Origin of the sequence: Sphingomonas panaciterrae (assembly GCF_036890205.1) — a bacterium.
Lineage (GTDB): Bacteria > Pseudomonadota > Alphaproteobacteria > Sphingomonadales > Sphingomonadaceae > Sphingomonas > Sphingomonas panaciterrae.
This window is the reverse complement of sequence record NZ_JAKNQR010000019.1, coordinates 1-20,297: the sequence shown is the minus strand read 5'-3', so window position 1 is coordinate 20,297 and position 20,297 is coordinate 1. Positions and strand designations below refer to the sequence as shown.

The following is a 20,297-nucleotide window of genomic DNA, read 5'->3' as shown; positions in this document are numbered from 1 at the left end:
CACTAACAATCACCCCGGACCACCCGGTGGGGGCTGCTCAACAACGTGAGCACCGACAAACCGTTCTTCTGCTCGTTAAACTTGCACCAGCCATATTCGAGAAAGAGAGCCGCTCGTGAGGCTTCACGCGGACAGATGAGCGCTCCCCACACGAGGCCTGGTGAGTCGACCGGCATGCTGCACCCAACCCAACCGCTTTGATGACTAGGCACCAGGAAAGTCCCACGGGTCTCGCCACGACCGGCTGAACAGTATCCTTGTACCGCTTCCGGCCCAGCGCCTCCCTCTGCCAGGAAGTCGGCGCAGGTCCGGCTGATCATGGCGTCTGTGATGCTTCTGTTGCTCATGTGAAGGCTTATGTCCGTTCTTGTCAGGCGAGAACTGGCAAGCAGGCCTGCTTGCGTTCCTAGGGGGCGAAGCTGCTCCGCTACTTTTTGGTGAGCAGCAGCTCACGTTCGTCGCACGCGACCACCGGCTCCTGACCGAGCCCGTATGTGTACTGCTTCATAATCTTGCAAAAGCAGAGCAGCTCGTCCGTCACGAGCCACATGCCCGCCGGGCAGGTAGCGCAGGCGGGATAGTCGCCGATCGCTTCGATCTTCCCGATCTTCGCGACTAGCGGGCTGCGGTCGGGCGTGCGGGCTCCGTAGCCCCGCAGCTTCGCGATCCACGACTCGTTCTTCTTGTCTTTGTCGGTCATGACGTTGTTCCTTCCTATTTCCTACTCAATGTTGGCGTGGGTCCCGCCGTCATCGCGAGCGGTCCTGTGCAGCGATGGCTGAGGCGCGCGTGCCCGCTCGCGTGGTCGAGCCCAGGGCCAGGGCCGGCCGGATCATATTTCCCGCCGCGACTGGCAGGCTTGCGGACCTGTCACCGGCCATCGCGTCTCGCCCAACCATCCGTCCTCTCGGATCGGCGTGAAAGGGGTAATCGGCGGGATCCCAGTCCTGTGCTGCGAGGCGAGCGCGGGCCGCTGCCAGGAGGCGGAGGCGCTGGTCGGGCTTGAGCGTGATGCCGTTCCAGCCGCGCGTCACAGTGGGCGCAGGACGAGTTCGCGCTTCCTGGCCTGGCGCTGCCTGCTCCTCAGCTTCTGGCATCCGCGCGACGTTTGCAGCGCGAGCAGCCAGCTCAGTGCGTCGCGTCGCTTCCGCCCGACCCAGCGCCTCTTCCAGTCCTTTCACGAACCCGGCGTCAGCCAGCCAGTTCTGGCGTCGGACGATGTCAGCCGGGTCGTTGAGGTCAGGCAGCGTCAGGCGACCGGACAAGGTCCGAAACGCGTTCGGCCGGGTGCTCACCAATTTACCCATGTGTTGCAGCACGCGTCTCTGCCGTTCGAGCTGCGAGCGCAGCGCCGCCTGGAACACCGGCTGCAGCATGTCCTCGACGCTGACCCGGTGTTGCTCGCGCATGACCTTGCCAGCCACGACCCTGCTTTCCCGCTCACGCAAAAGCGGCCACTGCGCGATCAGCATCTCGGCGCGTGCTCTCAGCCGCTCGTTGCTCCATGCCTCGGTCTCCCGGACCTTGCGCCGGCGTCCCTGCTCGCGAGCGATGCGCGTCTGCAGCTCGGGGTTGGAAATCCTGATGTCGAGTTCCGCGGCGATGTCAGCAGCGAGTTCTCGGAACCGCCGGTCGCCCGTGATCTGGACACTGTCCCATCTGGCGGATGCGACCAGCAGCGCATCTCGCACGGACGCGCGATCGAGGACGTCGGCAACCTCGATCCTATTGCCGCGGTCGACGAAGCGAACCCTTCCGTCACGCAGGTAGCGCCGCTCCAGATCGTCTTCGTCAACCATGTAGCCAGGTAGCAGCACGGCGTGGTGGTCGTGCCGCCCATCGGCACCGAGGATGATGCCGGGAAGGGCGCATTTGCGTCGTGCGGCAGGACACTCGTCTTCGTCGTTGGACAGGAAGCCCTCGCGCAGCCATGCTTCGAACCCCGGAAAGCAGTACAGGTCGCGCGCGGCCCGATCGGCGTCGCGCCGGTTCACCTCAACCGCTTCCCGAGCATCGCGATGCACTGCGCCGGCAAGCTTGCGCGCCAGTTCCAGCTGGTCCGCCCGTCCGACCCAGTTCGCATCGTTGATCAGCTGCTGGAGGCGATCGTGCTCGCGGGACAGTGCGACCAAGGCGTCGCTTGCCGCACGCGCGATGTCCGCGCGCTCCGCTTCCTTCTCGGCTGCTGCCTGCGCCTTGGCGGCCTTGTGCGCCGCGCGCTGCTCGGCGCCGTCCAGTTGACGAGGGAGGAGGGGTGCGATCTCCACATCTTCGGTCCGGGGCTCGAACGCGCCGAGGCGAGCAAGCTTCTTGATCGACGCTGCCCAGTTCGCCGTCGTGGCCTTCATGTCGCGATCGCCGACGAAGAGCTTCGCGCCGCTGCCTTCCTTCTCGTAGCGCATGCCCTCGGCCGCGAGGCCGCGGTGCAGTTTGTCCCAGCTTCCCGCATCGCGGATGATCGGCCAGGCAATCAGTTGCGCCGTGCGTTCGTCGCTCCATAGCCGCTGGTGGCGCTCATATTCGGCTGCTCCTGTCGACAGCTTGACCTTGCCGCGCGCTTCATCCTGCTCGCGCTTCACCTTCTGGCTCTGCGGCCTCCCGACCCTGTTCCAATCGGCGTCACGAACCTGCTCATCGGTCGCGACCAGGAACACGCCACGTTCGTTCGCCCGGTAGCGAGCACCCGGTTCCGGTTGCCAGCCTTCTTCAAACTCGATTTGCGCGATCGCTTGCCCGAGAGTGTCCAGCAGCCAGCCGTCGCCCAACGCCACGCGCTTGCCCGTTTCGGGATCGATGCGGCTGACCCCGATATGCCCATGAACGTTTCCTGTGTCGCCGTGCCAGACTACGAACGCCAGGTGACTGGTCGCTCCGAGCAGTTCCAGAAGTCGCTTCGGCACATGCTCCATCTGGTGCCTGGACGGCACGATGCCGCGTCCCAGCGACACGACCATGTGCTCGAACGTGTCGTCGGCACCGGGTTCCACGCTCATCAGCGCGATCATCTCCGCCTGCTGCTCGGCAAGTGTTGAGGTCCTGAAGTTCTGGTGTGCGACGTAGAGCAGGCGTTCTCCCGAAGCGCTTCCGTCCTTACCACCGACCAGATAGTCGGACGTGCGGTGGACGCGGTGTCCTCCGATCCCGAGCGCCATGTCGCCGACCTTTGTGGGCCGCATGAAGTAGCTGCTTGCGCCGATCACGTGCGCGGCCTGCTTCTTGGCGGTGACGCGCTTCAGCAGCGGTTCCTGCCCGTTCGCGCGCATGGCACGGCGCTCTGCGGCAGCCTTCTTGCGCTGCTCGTGGCTGATCGACTTCACGATCATCGCCAGCTCCGTTCCTCGACGGCAAGGCGGATGAGTTCGGCTGCACAGGCGTTGAGCTGGTCAACGCCGATCGCCGCGGCCTTCCACTCGCCGCGCTGGGCGGCCGCAGCATGCGCGTTGCCCGCACGGATCAGCTGGCCCGCTGCGACCAGCAGCGGGCGCATCGGCGGCAAGTCGTCGAGCTTCAGCGCGGCACGCACCAGCTCGCTGGGCGTGCACCCTCTCAGCTGCCATTCGGCCTCGAGCTGGGCGTATTCGTCGCGGGTGACCTGCGCACCGACGGAGTAGCGGGTGCGCTGCTCTCCTTTCGCGCGGCCCTTGCGCGCCTTGTGTGTGTCCTTGACCATGTCTCGGGCCTCCTCAGGCCTGAGCCCTCCACCTGGGCTTAAGAAGCGTCAGCGCCGCAAGCCCGCCCGACCCGGTCAACCGGGTCCATCCTGCCAATTCCATTACCCCCACCTTCTGCAGCCGTTCGGGAACGGCTGCGACAACTCATCTGGAACCCTGATCGTGATCTTGGATGCAGCAGAGTCGAAGGAGGTGAGAGCAACGGGATCATGGTGGCTGGCGACGCGACTGAACGTGGTGACGCTGCCGGTCAGATTGCGGTCGGGAACGACGAATCAGCGTGGCAGCGTCACGCGGCGGCGAGCATCAACCTCCGTACGCGTCGGCGTCGCCGTAATCAGAGTCGTCGAACAGCGGCGCGCTGACGGGAGCAGTCGGGCGCTGCGGCGCGACGGGTGCAGAGCCGTGCTCCAAGGCGACATTGCCGCCACGTGACGATGCAGCCGTTGAAACCGCATTGGAGCGGCGCGCACTCCGACCGCGACGCTTCCTGCCGGTGTCCGGCTCAAGCCTCGCATTACTGCGCAGCAGCTGCTTCAGCAGCTTCCTGCCCTGATCAAGAAAGCGCTGGTCCTGCGCGCAAATGCCCTCGATCACGTCATCGACCGACGCCGGAAAAGCTCGTGCATGGGCGATGATGTCGCTGTCCGTGCCGTATGCGGTGGCGAGCTCCTCCTGGGTCGGAGCACGCCTTCGGTCGGCATCTTCGACGTGGCGTCTGAGCGCTGCCTTGTCGAACCCTACCATGATCCCGGGGTTGCGCTTTGGGCCATTGTTCTTGGCCATGTGTCGTCTCCAGCCGCGGCGAAGCACTGCCGCGGGTCGCAGTCGGGACATACGTGTCCCTCGTTGCTGGAGAGCCGGCGGGGCCTGCCGGCTGCTTACTACCTGGGCCGCTACATCGCCCACCGGCGCCCATGCCGGTGCCGGTCGGACAATGCCGACCGATCGCCTCGCGGGGCCATCGCGATCACCGGATTGCCAAGTCCGGTGTCGGGTGCCTCATGTCCCGCTCGACGACACGTCCGGTCCTCTCATGATTGAGCGGAGCCGGCCTCCAAAAGTCATCTAACCACGCCTTGTTCATGCGATGTTCCAAGGCGATTGTCAATCCGGGAAGAGGGTTGATGTGCCTTGTAGTGCACCGAAGTAGTCGCGCATGGTCTGGCTTCCATGCAGCTGCCGATCCTGCTCCCGCCGGCAGAAGAGAGTCCGATCGGATCGCACTCGCGGATACATCACCGCGGACGGTGACGATGCCTTCGAGCAGCTCGACTTTTGGACGAAGGTGTCGCTCGGCTGTCGCGAGTGAAATCGCCGCTTACGTCCGCGTACTATTCGGCGACACCCCCGGCGGGGTGCGCTCCCGGACCGCGGCGACGACTGCGTACTACATGGTCAATATCGACCGAAGCTGTGGCACCGCCGGGGACGACAATCCAAGCGCCGCGCCACTGGCGTCGCTGAGGTTGGATGCAGCACAAAGGTCGTTAGGCGTCCCGGAGTGTCATGCTGTCGAGGCGGCAGGCGGCGCTATTTTGAACCGGGTTGATTAGCTAGGCTCCACAGCATCGGATTCTTCTTCGGAGCCGAATGTCGGAGCAGTGGCTCACATGAGTATACCCGGAGGAGCCTAGACGATGAGCATGGACGGGAAGGAGCGGGAGGTCACGGTTGCCCGAGTGTACCTGCGGGTGAGTACCGATGAGCAGGACCTCGCGCGACAGGAGGCTATCGTCGCGGGTGCGCGAGCGGCCGGTTACTATGTCGCTGCTGTCTATCGCGAGAAGGCGTCCGGCGCGCGGCCGGACCGGCCCGAGTTGCTGCGCATGGTCGCCGATCTGCAGCCGGGAGAGGTAGTTATAGCGGAAAAGATCGACCGGATCAGCCGCCTTCCGCTCGGCGAAGCCGAACTGCTTGTGGCAACGATCCGAGACAGGGGCGCGCGTCTGGCGGTGCCGGGCATCGTTGATCTGACCGATCTCGTCGCCGACAGCGCAGGAGTAGCGCGCATTGTGCTTGAGGCGGTGCAGGACATGCTGCTGCGGGTCGCGCTGCAGACAGCGCGAGATGATACGAGACCCGGCGGGAGCGCCAGCGCGAAGGTATAGAGATCGCCAAGCGCGCAGGGCGGTATAACGGCCGCAAGCCGGACCTCGTTCTGCACAGGCGCATAATTGGATTGCGCGAGTCGGGCATGAGTATCGCGCGCACAGCCGAGCTGGCCGGGTGCAGCATCGCCCAGGTAAAACGGGTTACGGCGCTCCATAAAGTGCAAGAAACGAAGCCGGATGGTACGACCAAAAAGTCGCTAACTGTTAAGCTGTAGAATAACGGTCGCACATCTCTTTTCTTAGAAGGCCAGATTCAGGCCTCGCACCGTGGATTACTGGCGCCCTATTCCACCACGGGGTTCTGACATTCCGAATCCAGGTGAAAGCTGGGGTGGCGGGTTTGTGTCAAAATTGACCGGTTTTGACCTTCACCACCCGTGATCTGCCAAAGACTGATCTGGCTGGCATCGGAACGGCTCATCGTAGCGAGTGTTTGCAGACGAGAGAGTAAGCTGAAAACTGTCGAGGCAAGGCGGCATGAGCCAAGCGACCACAAGCGAACCTGCGGCGGCAAGCACCAACCGCGAAGCGAGCAGCATCGTGACGGCATTCGCCGGAGCGGCGGCTGGGGCGTTCGGGGTCTGGGCTCTCGATCGCGTCGACTGGTTCCTCTGGAATCACGAGGATGAAGGGGCGCGGGCTCGAACCACTGCGATCCGACCGGGCGGCGAGCCTCCGGCTCAAGCACTCGTTACAAAGGTCGAGAAAGCGACCGGCAAGGCGCTGTCCGCCGACGCGCATGAGGCCGTCAGTCAGGCGGTCCACTACTCGATCGGCATCGCACCCGCGATCGGCTATGCGCTGCTGCGCGACAAGCTGCCCGGGAATGGCGTCGCGCGGGGTGCGCTTTATGGCGTTGGTTTGTTCCTGACGCAGGATGAGGTGCTGAACACCGTCACCGGTCTCGGGGCCAAACCGCAGCGCTACCCTTGGCAGGCCCATGCTCGGGGCATCGTGGCGCACACCGTCTACGGCGTCGCCACCGAGCTTGCGCTTGCTTTTCTGGACAAGACGCTTGGTAAGCGCGCCTCGGCTAATACATAGATCTCCGCACCGCTTGCGTCCTACCCGGCGGAGCCGGGGTACGCGGCCGATTGAAGCAGTCGTGCAAGATGGGCCGCGTTGCTGGCGGTCATAGCGACGGTCGATTGAACCTTGTCCGGAACAGGTTGGACCTCCTTGAAATCGGTTTTGCCCATGGCCTCGCCCACCCAGTAGCAGGCGGCTGCCGCTGGGATCGTCCAGCCGGTGTCGTTCAAGGCCTGATAAAGGGCAGCGCTGATGCTGTGGGCACCATCCTCGTTGCCGACGATCGCCACGATGGCGACCTTGCCGAAGCTCGGCATTCTACCCTGATCGTCCGTTTCGCTGAGGAAGGCGTCCATCCTCTCCACCACGCGCTTGGCGACGCTCGACATCTGCCCCAGCCACACGGGCGTGCCGAATATAAGGATGTCGGCCTCAAGGATGCGGCGGCGAAGCTCCGGCCACGCGTCGTCCGACCCTTCATCGGAGGTCACACCCGGTTTCACGTCATGGTCGACGACGCGGATCGTCTCCGCGCAATCTACCCCATGCTCCGCGAGCGCGGCCGCCACCAAGCCGATCATCTTGTCGGTCGAGGACGGCTCGCCGGCTGCGCCTTTCAGGCTACAGTTCAGTGCGATGGCCTTCAGCGGCATGTGCTTCTCCTCGTAGGTTAGGACAGGCGGACGGGTGCGCCCTGACGGCGTACCCGTTCGGGTTCATCATCGCGCCCGCGGCATTGCAAACGCCGTTCTGAGCTTCCCGATCGCGTAGGTGTTGGCGTCGTAGGCGCCGCGCACGACCTTGCCCATGCCGAACATCTCGTGGGTCACGCCCGGAAAGGTGCGCTGCTCGACCTTCACCCCGGCGCGTCGCATCGCTTGGGCGAGCGTCTCGCCATCGGAGCGCAAGGGGTCGATCTGCGCGTTGACGATGGTGGTCGGAGGCAACCCGCGCAAGTTCGCCCGGACTAGGTTGATCCGGGGGTCCTGCTGGTCCGCCTTGATGGTCGAGTAATAGTAGCCGAACCAGTTCAGCATGGGCGTGTTGAGCGGCTTGGCGTTGAACGAGTCCCGCCGGGAAGGGAGGTTCATGTCGCTGTTGGCGATCGGATAGATCGACAGGACGTGAAGCGGGCGGGCGAGCCCGTTGTCGCGCGCATAGATGGCGGTCGCGACCGCCAGATTGCCCCCGGCGCTCTCGCCGGCAAGCGCCATGCGCGACGGGTCGCCCCCCATCTGCGCGGCGTTGGCGAGCACCCAACGGTAAGCCGCGGCCGCGTCCTCGTGCTGGGCGGGAAACTTGAACTCCGGCGCGTGGCGATATTCTACCGACACCACCATCGCATTCAACTGCTTCGCCATAAGCCGCGGGGCGGCGTCGTAGGTGTTCACGTCGGCGATGACCCAGCCGCCGCCATGATAGTAGACGATCACCGGCATCGGCCCCGGCCCGCCCGGCGCGGCAGGCTTGTAGATCCGCACAAACTGCTTGGAATCGGAGCCATAGGGCATGTCCTGGGTGGTCACGGACGGGTCGGGCGCGGTCGACATGCCGCGCTGCGCCATAACCGCCTTGGCGGCGTCGGCCGCAGACGGGTTCACGCGCGCTTGGGCGGGGGTGAGCGTCTCGACGGGCTTGGCGCCGAGCCGGGCGAGAGCGTCGAGCACCGCCTGCATGTCCGGGGCGGCCTTGGGCGGGTGGGTGGCAACCGCGGGTGGCGGCGGAGGCGGGGGCGCATCTTGCGAGCGCGGCGACTGCGCCAGCGCGACCGCTGAGGTGGCGGTCAAGCCGGCGATCAGGATCGCTCGGGCGACCCTAAAAGATCCTTTCGATTGCAAGGTTCTGTCCTCCTGCTGAGTAAGAGGCAAAACACTGCCGCACGGCTTGGGTTGCTCGATGCCCTTCAGCCGAGCTGTGGGGGACACCTCTTTCGAATACGGCTCTGCGCCGGTTGATGCCGTAAAGGATCTTCTTGCCCGACTTGGTCACAACCGAACGGTTGTGGCCCTCACGGCTGCTAGCGGATCGGTTGTAGCGTGTTGGCCCCGGCGCTCTCGTCCGTTTCGGGCGCGGGCGGAGCAACGCCCTTATCACGGTAGGAGGGCAAGTCAGGCGCGCCGCTCGGGGTCGGGCGAGCCTCCAGCCTTGCAATCAGCCGCTTCATTTCGGTGATCTCGCGCACCTGGGCGTCGATGATGCCGTCCGCCAGCCTGCGGACCTCGGGGTCTCTGATATGCGCCCGCTCACTCGTCATGATCGCGATCGAGTGGTGCGGGATCATCGCCTTCATGTAGCTCACGTCGTCGACCGTCTTCTGGCTGCGAACCAACCAGAGCGCGCCCGCGAAAGCTATGACACAGCCGGCGAGGATCACCAGATTGAGCTTCATGTTCTTGTACATCGACCACATGAAGCCGAGCATGATGACGCCCATCGTCGCGCCCATGACGACGGCCATCCACATGCGCGTCTGGCTGAACTCGACGTGGCTGAGCGCGTAGGTGTTCAGATACATCAGTCCAAACATCACAACTGTCGAGGTCGCGATCATGCCTGCGAAGCGGCCGTAGCTCATGCTCATGATTTTCTCTCCACCTCGCCCGCTATCGTTGTCGGCACGGCTCACAACCGGGCAGATTGTGGTACACGCTCAGGTGAGCAAACCATTTCGCTCGTGGGCGTTTAGTTACTGATGCACGACAATCGCACCTCGTTGCCCTGTTGGCCATACGGCGAAAGCGAGCTGGCGCGGCTCGTGCAGGCGCATGACTGGAGCGCCACGGCGCTCGGACCCGTCGAGCGATGGCCCTCGCTCCTCCGCACCACCTTGACCATGATCTTGGACAATCCGCTTCCCATGGTGCTGGCATGGGGACCGGACCTCATTACGCTTTACAACGATGCCTACCGCCCGCTGCTCGGCGACAAGCCCGAGGCGCTTGGGCGCTCTTTCCTGGAAGTCTGGGATGAGGCGGGCCACATCATCGCGCCTCAGCTCGCTCGCGCGCTCGCGGGCGAAGCTACTCGCGTCGAAAGCGCCCTGTTCAAGCTTCTGCGTTCCGACCGTCCTCAGGATGCCTACTTCGATTACTCATTCAGCCCGGTGCGGGACGAGGCGGGCGCGGTCGCGGGCGTCCTCAACGTGGCGATGGAGACGACGAGGCGCGTGCTCGCCGAGCGAGCGCAGCACGAAGCCGAGACGGCTTTGCGTGGGACTAGCGCACAGTTCCGGTTGATCCTGGAGAACGCCAAGGACCACGTCATCTTCACGACCGACGCGGACGGACAAATTGACACTTGGCCGCCCGGAGCCGAGGCCGTGCTGGGCTGGACGCCCGACGAGGCAATCGGCCAGTCCGCCGATCTCATGTTCGTGCCGAAGGACCGTGCGACCGGCGCGCCGGAAAAGGAGCTTGCGCTGGCTCGGGAAGCGGGCGTGGCGCCGGACGTGCGCTGGCACCAGCGCCGGGACGGAGGCCGAGCCTTCATCGACGGCACCGTGCGGCCACTTCTCGACGCGAGCGGGGGGTTGTCCGGCTATCTCAAGGTCGGTCAGGACATTACCGAGCGGCGGGCGATCGAGCAGGCGCTAAGGGAAAGCGAAGGCCGCTTCCGCCAGTTCGCCGACGCCTCCACCAGCATCGTATGGATGCGCGACGCGGCGACGCTCAGGATGGACTTCGCCAGCCCCGCTTTCGCCGTGATTTACGGCCGGACCTGTGATGCCGAGAGCGACGACAATAGCCTGCGGTGCTGGGCGAGGATGATCGTGCCCGAGGACCGCAAGCGCGTGTTCGAGAACTTCCGGCGGGTGCGGGCCGGCGAGCGGGTCCAGCAGGAGTACCGCATCCGCCGCGCCTCCGACGGCGCGCTGCGCTGGATACACAACACCGATTTTCCAATGTTCGATGCCGAGGGCCGCGTCCGCTATGTCGCCGGCCTCGGCGCGGACGTGACCGACGCCAAGCGGGCGGTCGAGCGCCAGGGCGTGCTGGTCGCAGAACTCCAGCACCGGACCCGCAACCTGATCGGCGTCGTGCGGTCCCTCGCTGACCGGACAGCCGACAACGCCAGCTCGCTTGAGGATTTTGGGGAACGGTTCGGGCGTCGTCTGTCGGCGCTGTCCCGCGTTCAGGGCCTGCTCTCGCACCTCACCGCCGGGCAGCGGGTGACGTTTGATGAGCTGCTGCGCGCCGAACTTACCGCCCACGGCGCGCTTGACGGCAAGGCCAAGAGGGTGACGCTCGACGGTTCCGGCGACGTGCCGCTGCGCTCCGACACGGTCCAGACGTTCGCGCTCGCGCTTCACGAGCTGGCGACCAACGCCATCAAGTACGGCGCGCTCGCTACCTCGAACCCCGATGGGCATCTCACCATCCGCTGGCATGTCGAGCCTGCCGCCGAAGGCGAGCGGCCCAACCTGCATGTCAGTTGGCACGAAAGCGGGGTCGTCATGCCCCATGTGAATGCACCGGCGCGAGGCGGCGGCTATGGGCGCGAGCTGATCGAACGGGCGCTGCCCTATCAGCTCGGCGCGAAGACCTCTTACGAGCTGGGTGCGGACGGGGTGCGCTGCACGATCACCGTTCCGATTGCCCGGGGGGGGGAGTGAAGCGGAGCCAGACTCGTGAGTGAAGCCTTGTTACGAGACCGCCGCGTTTTGGTGGTCGAGGACGAATATTTTATCGCGGATGCGATGCAGCGTGGCCTTAAGAAGGAAGGGGCGATCGTGCTAGGACCGGCGCCCTCGGTTGCGGAGGCGCTGGCGCTGATCGACAGCCAACCCGTCGATGCCGCGATCCTCGACCTGAACCTGGGCGACGAGAAAGCCTTTCCAGTGGCCGACGTCCTCCAGGCGCGGGACATCCCTTTTCTGTTCACTACCGGCTATGACGCATCCGACGTGCCGCCCGCCTGGCGGCATGTTCCGCGGCTGGAGAAGCCAGTGGAGGTCGCGACGATCGTTCGCGCGCTTCGATCAGCCGGAGAAGATGCTCTCTAGCGCCCCGATCACCTGCTCGACGCTGGCCGGTTTGATGCAATGAGGCACGCCGGAGAAGCGCGGGGGGATCACGCTCGCGTCGTAACCGGTCACGAACACGATCGGCACACCGCGCGCGATGAGCAAATCCGCGACGGAGTAGACCTTGTCGCCATCGAGGCTGATGTCGAGCACTGCCATGTCGATCCGGCGGCTCTCCGCCAGTTCGGTCGCCTTGGCGAGCGTCGGCACAGGACCGGCGATGCTGATGCCTGCCTTCTCGAACCCTCGCGCCAAATCGGTAGCGATGAAATACTCGTCCTCGACGATCAATGCGCATTGACCGCGAAGCCGCTCGATCGCCTGCTGCGGCAGCATATCCCCCATATCCGATTGTTACGCGATGAGGACGGAAGAAGGAAGTGTATTGCTGGACGGGCGGCGGCGCTTAGCGCTACCAGAGCGTGGGTGCGCAACCCTGTGTCGTGACCGCGCCACTCGCGCTCAAACCACAATGCAAAGCCGACGATGCAAGTGTCAGTCTGACGGCGATCGCCTACCAGCTACTAACGGCAAGGTCGAGGATCGCTATTCTCCAAAGGGATAGGTTTCGGGCATACCGGGATGATGCTCGAGACCGAGCGGCTCCATGGCCTGGGTCTCATCGAACCAGACGTATGCACATTCCCCCGTTCTCCCGACGCCGTCAGCGGCTCCGGTCCTTATCGCGCGGCGCCGGCGCTTGCGCCGGGGTCGCGCGGCCGATTTCGCCATCCAGCGATCCGCCCGTCTTGATCCGATCGGCGACGAGCTGACGCGTCGACTCTCCGACAGTCCCGACCATACGGGCGCTCTCGCCCCGATCGCGCGCGGTCTTCATGGCCGCGTCGACGATCGCCTGGGCGGGCGCGAGGCGGGGATCGGCATGGTTCTTGTCGGGCGTGTTCTTCAAGAACAGCTCGGCAAGACGCTCCTGACCCGGCGAGTGGCCGGGAGGCAGGAGCGGCCGCTCCAGTGACCGCACGGCGCGCTGGAGCTGCGCCGGCTGCTGGTTGTTGATCTGGACGCCGAGCGCCGCGCCGATCTCCCGCACGCGCTCCAACGGCGTCTGCTGGGGCGTCACCACGGCATCGACCTGACGGACACCGAGATAGGTGAGAAGGTGCGATTGATAGATCGGCCCCTTGGCGTGGCGGACATAGGCGAGTTCGGTGCGCGCGTTGGCGATGGCGGGAGAGGGGGCACCCTCCTTAATCAGCCCGCGCAGCCGGTCGGCCGCCTGTTGGCGGGCGGCCGGCAGATAGCGTTCCAGCTCCTCGCGCGCCTTGGTCAGCGTCACGCGGTAGCGTTGCCCCTCGGGCGGGGCACGCTTGGGGAGCATGGCGATCCCGACGGGGCCGATGCGCGCCTCGGGCGCGAGATCGCGCTTGATCGCAGCGGCGGAGAGAACCGCCGCCATGCCCCGATGATCGCCGGTCAGAAAGCCGTGGCGGGACGCTTCCATCCAACGGTCCTTGTCGATCGCGGCGATGCGGATCGGGTGGCCGGCTTCGCGGGCGAGCTGCGCCGCATGGTGGCGCATGGTGCGCCCGTTCCCTTCGCGGAAGGGATGAATGGCGTTGATCTCGTTGATGTGGTTGCCGAGCCGATCGGAAAACTCCTCCCGGGGAAGCCCCCGCAAGCCGCCCTGCGCTCCTACCTCGGCGAACCGCTTGTCCAGTTCGCGCGCAAGATAGGAGACGGCGGCGAAGCTCGATCCGCCCTTGGCGATGTTGACGGTGCGGTCCTGGCCCGCCCAATCGTAGAGGTCTTGGAACAGGTGCTTGTGAAGCGCCCGATAGCCATCGGCCGTCGCCGGAAAGGTCAGGCGCGCGGCCTCTGCGCCGCGCGCCTGCGTCAGTCTCCGCTCAGCCTCGGTAAGCGTCCTGTCGTCGGTGATCCCGAGTCGGTTCTGAAGCGTCTCGGTGCCGGGATAGGTGTAGGGATCGCTTGCCAAGGTCAGGCAGCGATCTGGCGAGTTCCGGGCTGATAGAGATTGAGAATGATCGAGGGCATGATTGAAGGCGGAACGCCCTCGTCGAGCATCATCGCGAACATCGCGTCTTCGTCGATAGTCGGGGTCATGTCCTCGATGGCGAGATTGGCACGCGCTTCCGCTACATCCTCGCGCCAAAGCGCGATCTGCTCGGGGGTGCCGCGCTCGAAATCCATCTCGCGGATGCGCTCGCGCAGCGTCTCAAGATCGATCTCGGCCATCGCGTCATCCTTTCTGTCATTAACCTTACGCCCTCCAAGGCGATTCCTCAACAAATCACGTGTGGCTAGAGCCGGTCGCTGCGCCGTGACCCGCGCTCGCGTGAGCGCGGATCAACGAACGGGGGTAGTCAATATTCGCTTGCCAGCATGATCGTCAGCACGCGCTTGGTCTGCTGCTCATCCCACGGCACCTCGCTGCCATAGGTGAGCGCATTATCGTAGCAATCCACCTTCCAGAAAACCGTCTCCGCAATGATCTTGTCGTCGCTCGGCCGCTTCTGTGTCCATGTCCCTGGCGCGAGCCGATAGACCGCGCCGAAATCATGCTCTCCATAGGGGTCATTGTTGCCGTCGAATTGCGAGAAGCTCACAATCGCCGCCAGCGCCGCGAAGCGATCGGCGGCGGGGAGGGACCGAAACCCCAGCGTGATGTTGACGAGTGAAGCGGTGCCGGGCTGGCTCCGGGCCCCGTCATTCAGGCGACGGATGGTATCGAGGTGTTCGGGGCTGCACATCGCTGATCCTCCTTTTGGCATGGGCCGCAAGGCCGCTCGGCCTCACGGCCCTGCCTGTCCGGCGAGGACGGGATGGGGAGGGAGAGCGAGAATCTGCCGCTGGCGCGGGCGAGCCGCCCTAGCGCGGCCGGTGTCCCGGCGCCGGGTGCCGCGCTTGGCGGATTACACGGGCGGCTGATTGTCGTTCGGGAACGAAAGGGCGGCGCCCTTGGTGTTCCCCTCGCGCCTGGCGCGCGCCTGTCAGGAGGACACTGCGGGGTCGCGTACGGCGATCACCAGCTCAGCGATGCCACTGATTGCCGTTGCGATGGGGCTGTCCGACGCCTCGTCCGTCCTCCATCCATCACACGCCCTACCATATCGGCTATTCCGCACCGTCTTCGGGCGCATTGCTTCTCCAACCGCTCCTGCTCGCCAAGGCGGCCATTGCCAGCGTCGCGTTCGGCCTTGCGGGGCTGGTGTTCGCGAAGCCAATCACGCCTTGAGTAGGTTCCTAAAACGCTGCGTCCCCTATGGGCCGCTGCGCGCCGCGCTGGGCGGCCTCGCCGTCATCGCGCACCATAGCTGCGCATAGCTGTCGCCGCGTTACGGTAGCAGATCTATTGACAGATGACGATCAGCGCACCTGAATGACAAATCCGCTCTCCGGAAGAGTGGGGAAGCGGTTCAGCGGGATCGCAAGCGGCTGCTGGGGAACCTCATAGTTCCGCGAAAGGAGCTGCTGCACGGCCCGCTCGATCAGCTCGATTGTGAACCATTCGCCCGGGCAGCGATGATCACTGGCATGATCGCCGGCTCCCTGCGGCATGAGGTCGAAGCCGCTCGACTGTCGATCAATGAAACGCTCGGGCCGGAAGCGGTGGGGCTCGTCCCAGAGCCGCGGGTCATGGTTCGTGGCGTGGAGGCCGAGCAGCACCCAGTCGCCGAGCGCAAACTGGTGGTCGCGCCATTCAAACGGCTGTCGCACGCGCCCGCCGATGACCGGGAAGAAGGGATAGAAGCGCCGTACCTCCTGCACGAATATCGGCAGGCGGGTCTTCATGTCCGATCGTAGCCAATCCGCGGTGCCGGGATGCTCGTGAAGAGCGAGTGCCGCGAAGGTGATAAAGCGCGCTACAGCCACGGTCGGTCGGATCAGATTGAGCAGTTCAACCCCGGCGCTGGTAAGGTCGAGCAGCCTGCCATCGAGATCGCGGAACCGGGCAAGGCGCTCGATCGGTTGACCTGCGGCGGCTTCACGGCGGCGTCGGGCGCCCGCGATCATGGCGCGTGCCCAACGCTCGCTGCGTTGACGGAGCAGCAGGCCGCGCCAAGCCCGCGGTCCAACCGTCCCGGCCCCGTCGATCATCGCCGTCATCTCGCGGGTCCGCATCGCCAGCGTTCCGCCCGCAACCGGAACTCCGGCCCAGGCGCAGATAACATCGCACAGGAGTTCGGCTATGGCGTCATGCAGCACGACCGAAGGCTCGTGGCGCCATCGATCCCACGCCGCCGCGAACCGGGCATCGAACAGCTTGCCAATTCGACTGACCTCGTCGCCGGTCAGAAGATCGAGGAACATGGCCTTGCGGGCGCGGTGCACGGCACTGTCGAGCGACTGGACACTGCCCTTGTCCTGAAGGAGGCGGAGCGTCAGCGTAGGCATCGCGCCCACACGAGTGAAATGACGGCCGTCGTAGAAGTGCCGGGCGGCATCCTCGCCCATCATGCACACGACCCGGCGGAGCATTAGTCGCGTCTCGAAGGCATCGCTGCCCAGATCGGCACCGTGCCGACCGATGAAGGCATAGCCCTCCCGGAAAAACGCGCGCGTGCTGTCGATAGCTTGAAGTTTCGGAATCGGCATAAGGCGAGAACAAGTTCGGACCCGGCAGGTTCAGGCCTCCAATCTGAGGGAACAGTCGTTAGGCTGGTCCATTCTGCTTGGATCAGGAGAGCAGCATGAGCACGACCAAGCACGGGAAGTCGAGCGGCGAGGGGCCGTTCACCAGTGATCTCAAGGATGATCCCGGCATCGGGCAGTCACCGGGCCTGCTTCGAACAGGCGAAGACCCGGATCTGCTGGAAGCGGACAACACACAGGAGGGCGACGTCGAGAACGGCGCCGGTCCGAACGGTGAAGCGCGCGAAGCCGATCTGGGGCGCACCAACAAATAGGTGACGCCAACGCTCAGGCCGAAACTGGTGAATGGCCAGTTTTTGGAGATTCGATGTTGCCGGAGCGCTCCAATGACCGACTGGATCACTCGCCTGATCGAACAGCTGGGCTATTTCGGCATCGCGCTGCTGATGTTCCTGGAGAACCTGTTTCCGCCGTTGCCGTCCGAAGTGATCATGCCGATGGCTGGCTTCACCGCCGGAAGGGGCGAACTCAACATCGTCGGCGTGCTCATCGCAGGAACCGGGGGAACGCTCACCGGCGCGCTTTTCTGGTATGGTATAGCACGCAAGCTCGGCGAGGAGCGATTGCGGCATTGGGCTAATCGGCACGGCCGATGGATTACGCTCTCGCCCGAGGAGATTGATCGGCTCGACAAGTGGTTTGAGCGGCATAGCCGCTGGGCCGTGCCGCTGGGACATCTTGTTCCTGGCATCCGCACGCTGATCTCAATCCCGGCGGGAATCTTCGGTATGGGTCTTGTCCGGTTCGCTCTTCTGACCCTGCTCGGCGCGGGCGCATGGACGACGGCTCTTGGACTGACCGGCTATGCGCTGGGCAGCCGCTACGAACAGGTGGACCGTTACCTCGGCCCGGTCAGCACGGCAATCATGGGTGCCATCCTGCTGTGGTATCTATATCGCGTGGCGACATTCCGCCGGGGCAACAACGCCAACTGAGCCGTCCGCCGGTGCTTTCCTGATATAAGTGAGTGCCTGCCGGCACTAACCTTAATCTGACGCCATCCGCCGCATCGGCGGGAACTGTATGAGAACGATCTTGTTCCGTCTGATGCGGGACTGTGCGCTTCGGTGCGGCCTCGTCAGAAATAAAGCAGGAGAGTGACATGGCGGATAATCGCTACGGAAGCGACCGGGATCGCGACTATGATCGCGACCGGGATCAGGATCGCAACTATCGCAGCAGTGGGCGCAGCGATCGGGATCGCAGCTTCACCGGAATGATGGGCGGCGAGAACGACCGCGATCGTTCCTATGGCGGTGGGCAGGGCGGCTACGGCCAGGACCCCTACCGCGAAGGTGGCTATGGCGGCTACGGATCCTCCGGCGGCTCGAGGCGCCCGGATCAGGACCAGGATCGTTACGGCGGCGGTCGCGGCTATGACGAGGACCGGTATCAAGGCGGTCAAGGCGGCGGCTATGGCCAGTCCGGCGGATATGGACAGGGCGGCTCGGGCCAGGGCGGTTATGGCCAGGGTGGCTACCGGCAAGGTGGCTACGGACAGGGTGAGTACGGCCGTTCGTCCGGGCAGGGGCGCGGCGACCAGGATGAACATCATCATTATCGCTCATGGCGCGATAATCAGATGAACCAGTTCGATCGGGAGTATGACGAATATCGTCAGCACCGTCAGAACGCGTTCAACACCGATTTCGATAGCTGGCGGAAGGACCGACAGGGTCAGACCGCTGGCGGTCAGGCCGGCACGTCCGCGGGCGGCACCGGGGGCCAGTCGGGCACATCCATGACCGGCGCCGGTCAGACTTCGGCGACCGGCAGCAGTGGCAGCCAGTCGGAAAACGATAAGAAGTAAGGGGTTCGAAGGGCGCTCCTGCCTCGGGAGCGCCCTTCTCCTTCGTCCCCCAGCAAATCGCACACCCAAAGGAAGGAAAAGTCAAATGGCTGACAACGTAGCGACCGACGAGACCAATCGCCTGATCGCCTCCAACAAGGTCGAGGGCACCGCAGTTTATGACCGCGAGGGCAATAAGCTCGGCTCGGTCTACAACTTCATGGTCGATAAGCGCTCGGGCCAGGCCGAATATGCGGTCATGTCGTTCGGCGGGTTCCTGGGACTCGGCAACGAGTATCACCCGCTGCCCTGGGACCAGCTCACCTATGACACCGATCAGGGCGGCTATGTCGTCAATCTGACCCGTGAACAGCTCGAAGGCGGTCCCCGCTACCAGGCCGGCGAGGAGCCGACGTTCGATCGCGCCTATGGCCAGCAGGTCTACGGCTATTATGGGTCCAGTTATAATTACTGAGGCCAGCGAGAGCCGGGCCGATCGGCCCGGCCCCTTGCCTCGATGCAGCGGATGATGGCGGCAACCGATGGGCCAGCCAGAAACAGATCGCTCTTCTTGCTCGTTACGCTTTCATGACAGAAGGTGATTGGACGACGATCGGCATTCGTCTCCTGCTCGCGACGGCCATCGGCCTCGCGCTGGGGTTCGAACGCGAATGGCGGGGTCACGATGCCGGTCTGCGGACGCATGCATTGGTCGCGTTGAGCGCGGCAACGATCACCGTCTCCGCCCTCCTGCTGGCAGATGATGCACACGGCCGCGACACCGACAGCGATCCCCTGCGCGTCGTGCAGGGACTGGCGCAGGCGATCGGGTTTATCGCCGGCGGCCTCATCTTCGTGCGCGGCGGTGACGTTCGGAACATGACCACTGCTGCCAGCTTATGGATGGCAGCAGCCGTGGGGATCACCGCCGGGGCCGGTCAGCTCGCCCTCGTCGTACTCTCCTCGGCCATCGCGCTGTTGCTGCTGACAGGTGTCGGGCTGGCCGAACGCCTGCTGCCGAAGCGCGATCACCGTCCTGCGCCACCCGAGGATATCCAACTGCCCAATCGACGCGGCATGCTCGCTTCAGATGGGACGGATGAGAGCGGGAAGACGAAAACGTGACTATCGCCACAGACCTGCCGGCAGGAAAATCTCCACCCTGGGACCTCAACGTGTTCGTCGAAATCCCGGAAGGAGGGCAGGCCGTCAAATATGAGTTCGACCGCGCGTTGGGCGTCCTGCGCGTCGATCGCTTTTTGCATACGGCGATGACCTATCCGGGCAACTATGGCTTTATCCCGTCCACGCTGTCGGGCGATGGCGATCCATGCGATGCTCTGGTGATTGGGCAGGCCGCCGTCGTACCTGGCTGTGTTATTCGAGCCCGTCCAATCGGCGCACTGATAATGGAAGACGAGGCGGGGCCTGACGAGAAGATCCTGACTTTGCCGGTGGATGCTCTCAACCCGGCGCTGGCAGAGGTGAAAAGCTGTGCCGAGCTGCCCAGACTGATGCTGGATCGGATCAGGCATTTCTTCACGCACTACAAGGACCTGGAGCCTGCCCGCTGGATCACGGAGCCGCGCTGGGCAGAAGCCGACGAGGCGGCCACGTTGATCCGGGAAGCTATCGCTCGCAGAAGCCGCTGCGAATAGCGTCATAGAATTCGGCTTTCCTTTCAAGAAGATTAGCCGTCATTCCGCTATGGCTGCCATCCTGCTCTGGTATCTTTATCGCGTGGCCACCTTCCACCGGCACGCCAGCAAGGCCAATTAGCTTCTGCCTCTGAGCACGACCTAGATATTTGGATCGGATTCAAGCGATCGTTTCCGGGCCTGCTCTTACCAGAGAACAATCATCACAATGCGTGTGGTGGGCGCTCGTCGCGCGCCATGACCGCTGTCCGGCAGCCCATCCACATCTCAAGCATGCTTTCAAAACGATGCAACAAATCCTCCGCTAGCGAGGTGTTATGCCGGTTGCGTTCGAGTTGGTCGATTGAGCAGCCCCCACCGGGTGGTCCGGGTTGATTGTTA

At 64.4% G+C, this 20,297-nt stretch carries 23 protein-coding genes; 11 read left to right on the top strand and 12 right to left on the bottom strand.

Annotated elements, in window-relative coordinates:
• Window positions 1-427 precede the first annotated feature (427 nt).
• The 4 genes from L8F96_RS18000 to L8F96_RS17985 all read right to left on the bottom strand — a co-directional run bounded on the left by L8F96_RS18000 (window position 428) and on the right by L8F96_RS17985 (window position 4,457).
• Window positions 428-700, bottom strand: a complete 273-nt coding sequence (locus tag L8F96_RS18000) for a hypothetical protein (protein ID WP_334656935.1) — start codon at window positions 698-700, stop codon at window positions 428-430.
• Between the two features lie 49 nt (window positions 701-749).
• Window positions 750-3,323, bottom strand: coding sequence for an LPD7 domain-containing protein (locus L8F96_RS17995; RefSeq protein ID WP_334656934.1), 2,574 nt, complete (start codon window positions 3,321-3,323; stop codon window positions 750-752).
• On the bottom strand, window positions 3,320-3,670 hold the full coding sequence (locus L8F96_RS17990) for a hypothetical protein (protein ID WP_334656933.1): 351 nt from the start codon (window positions 3,668-3,670) through the stop codon (window positions 3,320-3,322). Before L8F96_RS17990 ends, L8F96_RS17995 begins: the two co-directional genes overlap by 4 nt.
• 307 nt (window positions 3,671-3,977) lie before the next feature.
• Complete coding sequence (locus L8F96_RS17985; protein ID WP_334656932.1) at window positions 3,978-4,457, bottom strand: hypothetical protein; 480 nt, start codon at window positions 4,455-4,457, stop codon at window positions 3,978-3,980.
• 854 nt (window positions 4,458-5,311) lie between these two features.
• Here L8F96_RS17985 and L8F96_RS17980 point away from each other — a divergent pair.
• The 3 genes from L8F96_RS17980 to L8F96_RS17975 all read left to right on the top strand — a co-directional run bounded on the left by L8F96_RS17980 (window position 5,312) and on the right by L8F96_RS17975 (window position 6,829).
• Complete coding sequence (locus tag L8F96_RS17980; RefSeq protein ID WP_465250271.1) at window positions 5,312-5,782, top strand: recombinase family protein; 471 nt, start codon at window positions 5,312-5,314, stop codon at window positions 5,780-5,782.
• An 86-nt stretch (window positions 5,783-5,868) separates the two neighbouring features.
• Window positions 5,869-6,000, top strand: a complete 132-nt coding sequence (locus L8F96_RS18690) for a hypothetical protein (RefSeq protein ID WP_465250270.1) — start codon at window positions 5,869-5,871, stop codon at window positions 5,998-6,000.
• Between the two features lie 262 nt (window positions 6,001-6,262).
• The gene (locus L8F96_RS17975) at window positions 6,263-6,829 is read left to right on the top strand and encodes a DUF1440 domain-containing protein (protein WP_334656931.1); all 567 of its coding nucleotides are present in this window, start codon (window positions 6,263-6,265) and stop codon (window positions 6,827-6,829) included.
• Window positions 6,830-6,849: 20 nt separating this feature from the next.
• Here L8F96_RS17975 and L8F96_RS17970 read toward each other — a convergent pair whose 3' ends face one another.
• The 3 genes from L8F96_RS17970 to L8F96_RS17960 form a co-directional block, all read right to left on the bottom strand.
• A complete protein-coding gene (locus L8F96_RS17970; RefSeq protein ID WP_334656930.1) occupies window positions 6,850-7,467 on the bottom strand; it encodes a flavodoxin family protein in 618 nt (205 codons plus the stop codon).
• Window positions 7,468-7,533: 66 nt separating this feature from the next.
• A complete protein-coding gene (locus L8F96_RS17965) occupies window positions 7,534-8,490 on the bottom strand; it encodes an alpha/beta hydrolase (protein WP_334656929.1) in 957 nt (318 codons plus the stop codon).
• Window positions 8,491-8,831: 341 nt separating this feature from the next.
• Entirely contained in the window at window positions 8,832-9,395 is a 564-nt protein-coding gene (locus L8F96_RS17960; RefSeq protein ID WP_334656928.1) for a DUF305 domain-containing protein, read from the bottom strand.
• Window positions 9,396-9,506: 111 nt separating this feature from the next.
• Between L8F96_RS17960 and L8F96_RS17955 the strand changes: the two genes are divergently transcribed.
• Window positions 9,507-11,426 carry a PAS domain-containing sensor histidine kinase gene (locus L8F96_RS17955; RefSeq protein ID WP_334656927.1) on the top strand — a complete coding sequence of 640 codons (1,920 nt, stop codon included), beginning with the start codon at window positions 9,507-9,509 and terminating at the stop codon, window positions 11,424-11,426.
• Window positions 11,427-11,453: 27 nt separating this feature from the next.
• Window positions 11,454-11,816: a response regulator gene (locus tag L8F96_RS17950; protein ID WP_334656926.1), complete on the top strand. Its 363-nt coding sequence runs from the start codon at window positions 11,454-11,456 to the stop codon at window positions 11,814-11,816.
• Here L8F96_RS17950 and L8F96_RS17945 read toward each other — a convergent pair.
• The 5 genes from L8F96_RS17945 to L8F96_RS17925 all read right to left on the bottom strand — a co-directional run bounded on the left by L8F96_RS17945 (window position 11,793) and on the right by L8F96_RS17925 (window position 16,412).
• Window positions 11,793-12,173, bottom strand: a complete 381-nt coding sequence (locus L8F96_RS17945; RefSeq protein ID WP_334656925.1) for a response regulator — start codon at window positions 12,171-12,173, stop codon at window positions 11,793-11,795. The genes L8F96_RS17950 and L8F96_RS17945 overlap by 24 nt on opposite strands.
• Window positions 12,174-12,501: 328 nt before the next feature.
• Window positions 12,502-13,791, bottom strand: coding sequence for a Fic/DOC family protein (locus L8F96_RS17940; protein ID WP_334656924.1), 1,290 nt, complete (start codon window positions 13,789-13,791; stop codon window positions 12,502-12,504).
• 2 nt (window positions 13,792-13,793) lie between these two features.
• A complete protein-coding gene (locus L8F96_RS17935; RefSeq protein WP_334656923.1) occupies window positions 13,794-14,051 on the bottom strand; it encodes a hypothetical protein in 258 nt (85 codons plus the stop codon).
• Window positions 14,052-14,179: 128 nt separating this feature from the next.
• Window positions 14,180-14,566: a DUF3768 domain-containing protein gene (locus L8F96_RS17930; RefSeq protein WP_334656922.1), complete on the bottom strand. Its 387-nt coding sequence runs from the start codon at window positions 14,564-14,566 to the stop codon at window positions 14,180-14,182.
• Window positions 14,567-15,182: 616 nt separating this feature from the next.
• A complete protein-coding gene (locus L8F96_RS17925; RefSeq protein ID WP_334656921.1) occupies window positions 15,183-16,412 on the bottom strand; it encodes a cytochrome P450 in 1,230 nt (409 codons plus the stop codon).
• A 95-nt stretch (window positions 16,413-16,507) separates the two neighbouring features.
• Here L8F96_RS17925 and L8F96_RS17920 point away from each other — a divergent pair, with 95 nt between their 5' ends.
• The 6 genes from L8F96_RS17920 (at window position 16,508) to ppa (ending at window position 19,916) form a co-directional block, all read left to right on the top strand.
• Window positions 16,508-16,723 (top strand): hypothetical protein, encoded by a 216-nt coding sequence (locus tag L8F96_RS17920; RefSeq protein ID WP_334656920.1) that lies wholly within the window; start codon window positions 16,508-16,510, stop codon window positions 16,721-16,723.
• A gap of 72 nt (window positions 16,724-16,795) precedes the next feature.
• A complete protein-coding gene (locus L8F96_RS17915) occupies window positions 16,796-17,404 on the top strand; it encodes a DedA family protein (protein WP_334656919.1) in 609 nt (202 codons plus the stop codon).
• Window positions 17,405-17,571: 167 nt separating this feature from the next.
• On the top strand, window positions 17,572-18,279 hold the full coding sequence (locus L8F96_RS17910) for a hypothetical protein (protein ID WP_334656918.1): 708 nt from the start codon (window positions 17,572-17,574) through the stop codon (window positions 18,277-18,279).
• Window positions 18,280-18,364: 85 nt separating this feature from the next.
• Complete coding sequence (locus L8F96_RS17905) at window positions 18,365-18,733, top strand: PRC-barrel domain-containing protein (protein ID WP_334656917.1); 369 nt, start codon at window positions 18,365-18,367, stop codon at window positions 18,731-18,733.
• A gap of 113 nt (window positions 18,734-18,846) precedes the next feature.
• Window positions 18,847-19,383, top strand: coding sequence for an MgtC/SapB family protein (locus L8F96_RS17900; RefSeq protein ID WP_334656916.1), 537 nt, complete (start codon window positions 18,847-18,849; stop codon window positions 19,381-19,383).
• Complete coding sequence (gene ppa / locus L8F96_RS17895; RefSeq protein WP_334656915.1) at window positions 19,380-19,916, top strand: inorganic diphosphatase; 537 nt, start codon at window positions 19,380-19,382, stop codon at window positions 19,914-19,916. Before L8F96_RS17900 ends, ppa begins: the two co-directional genes overlap by 4 nt.
• Window positions 19,917-20,297: the final 381 nt, after the last annotated feature.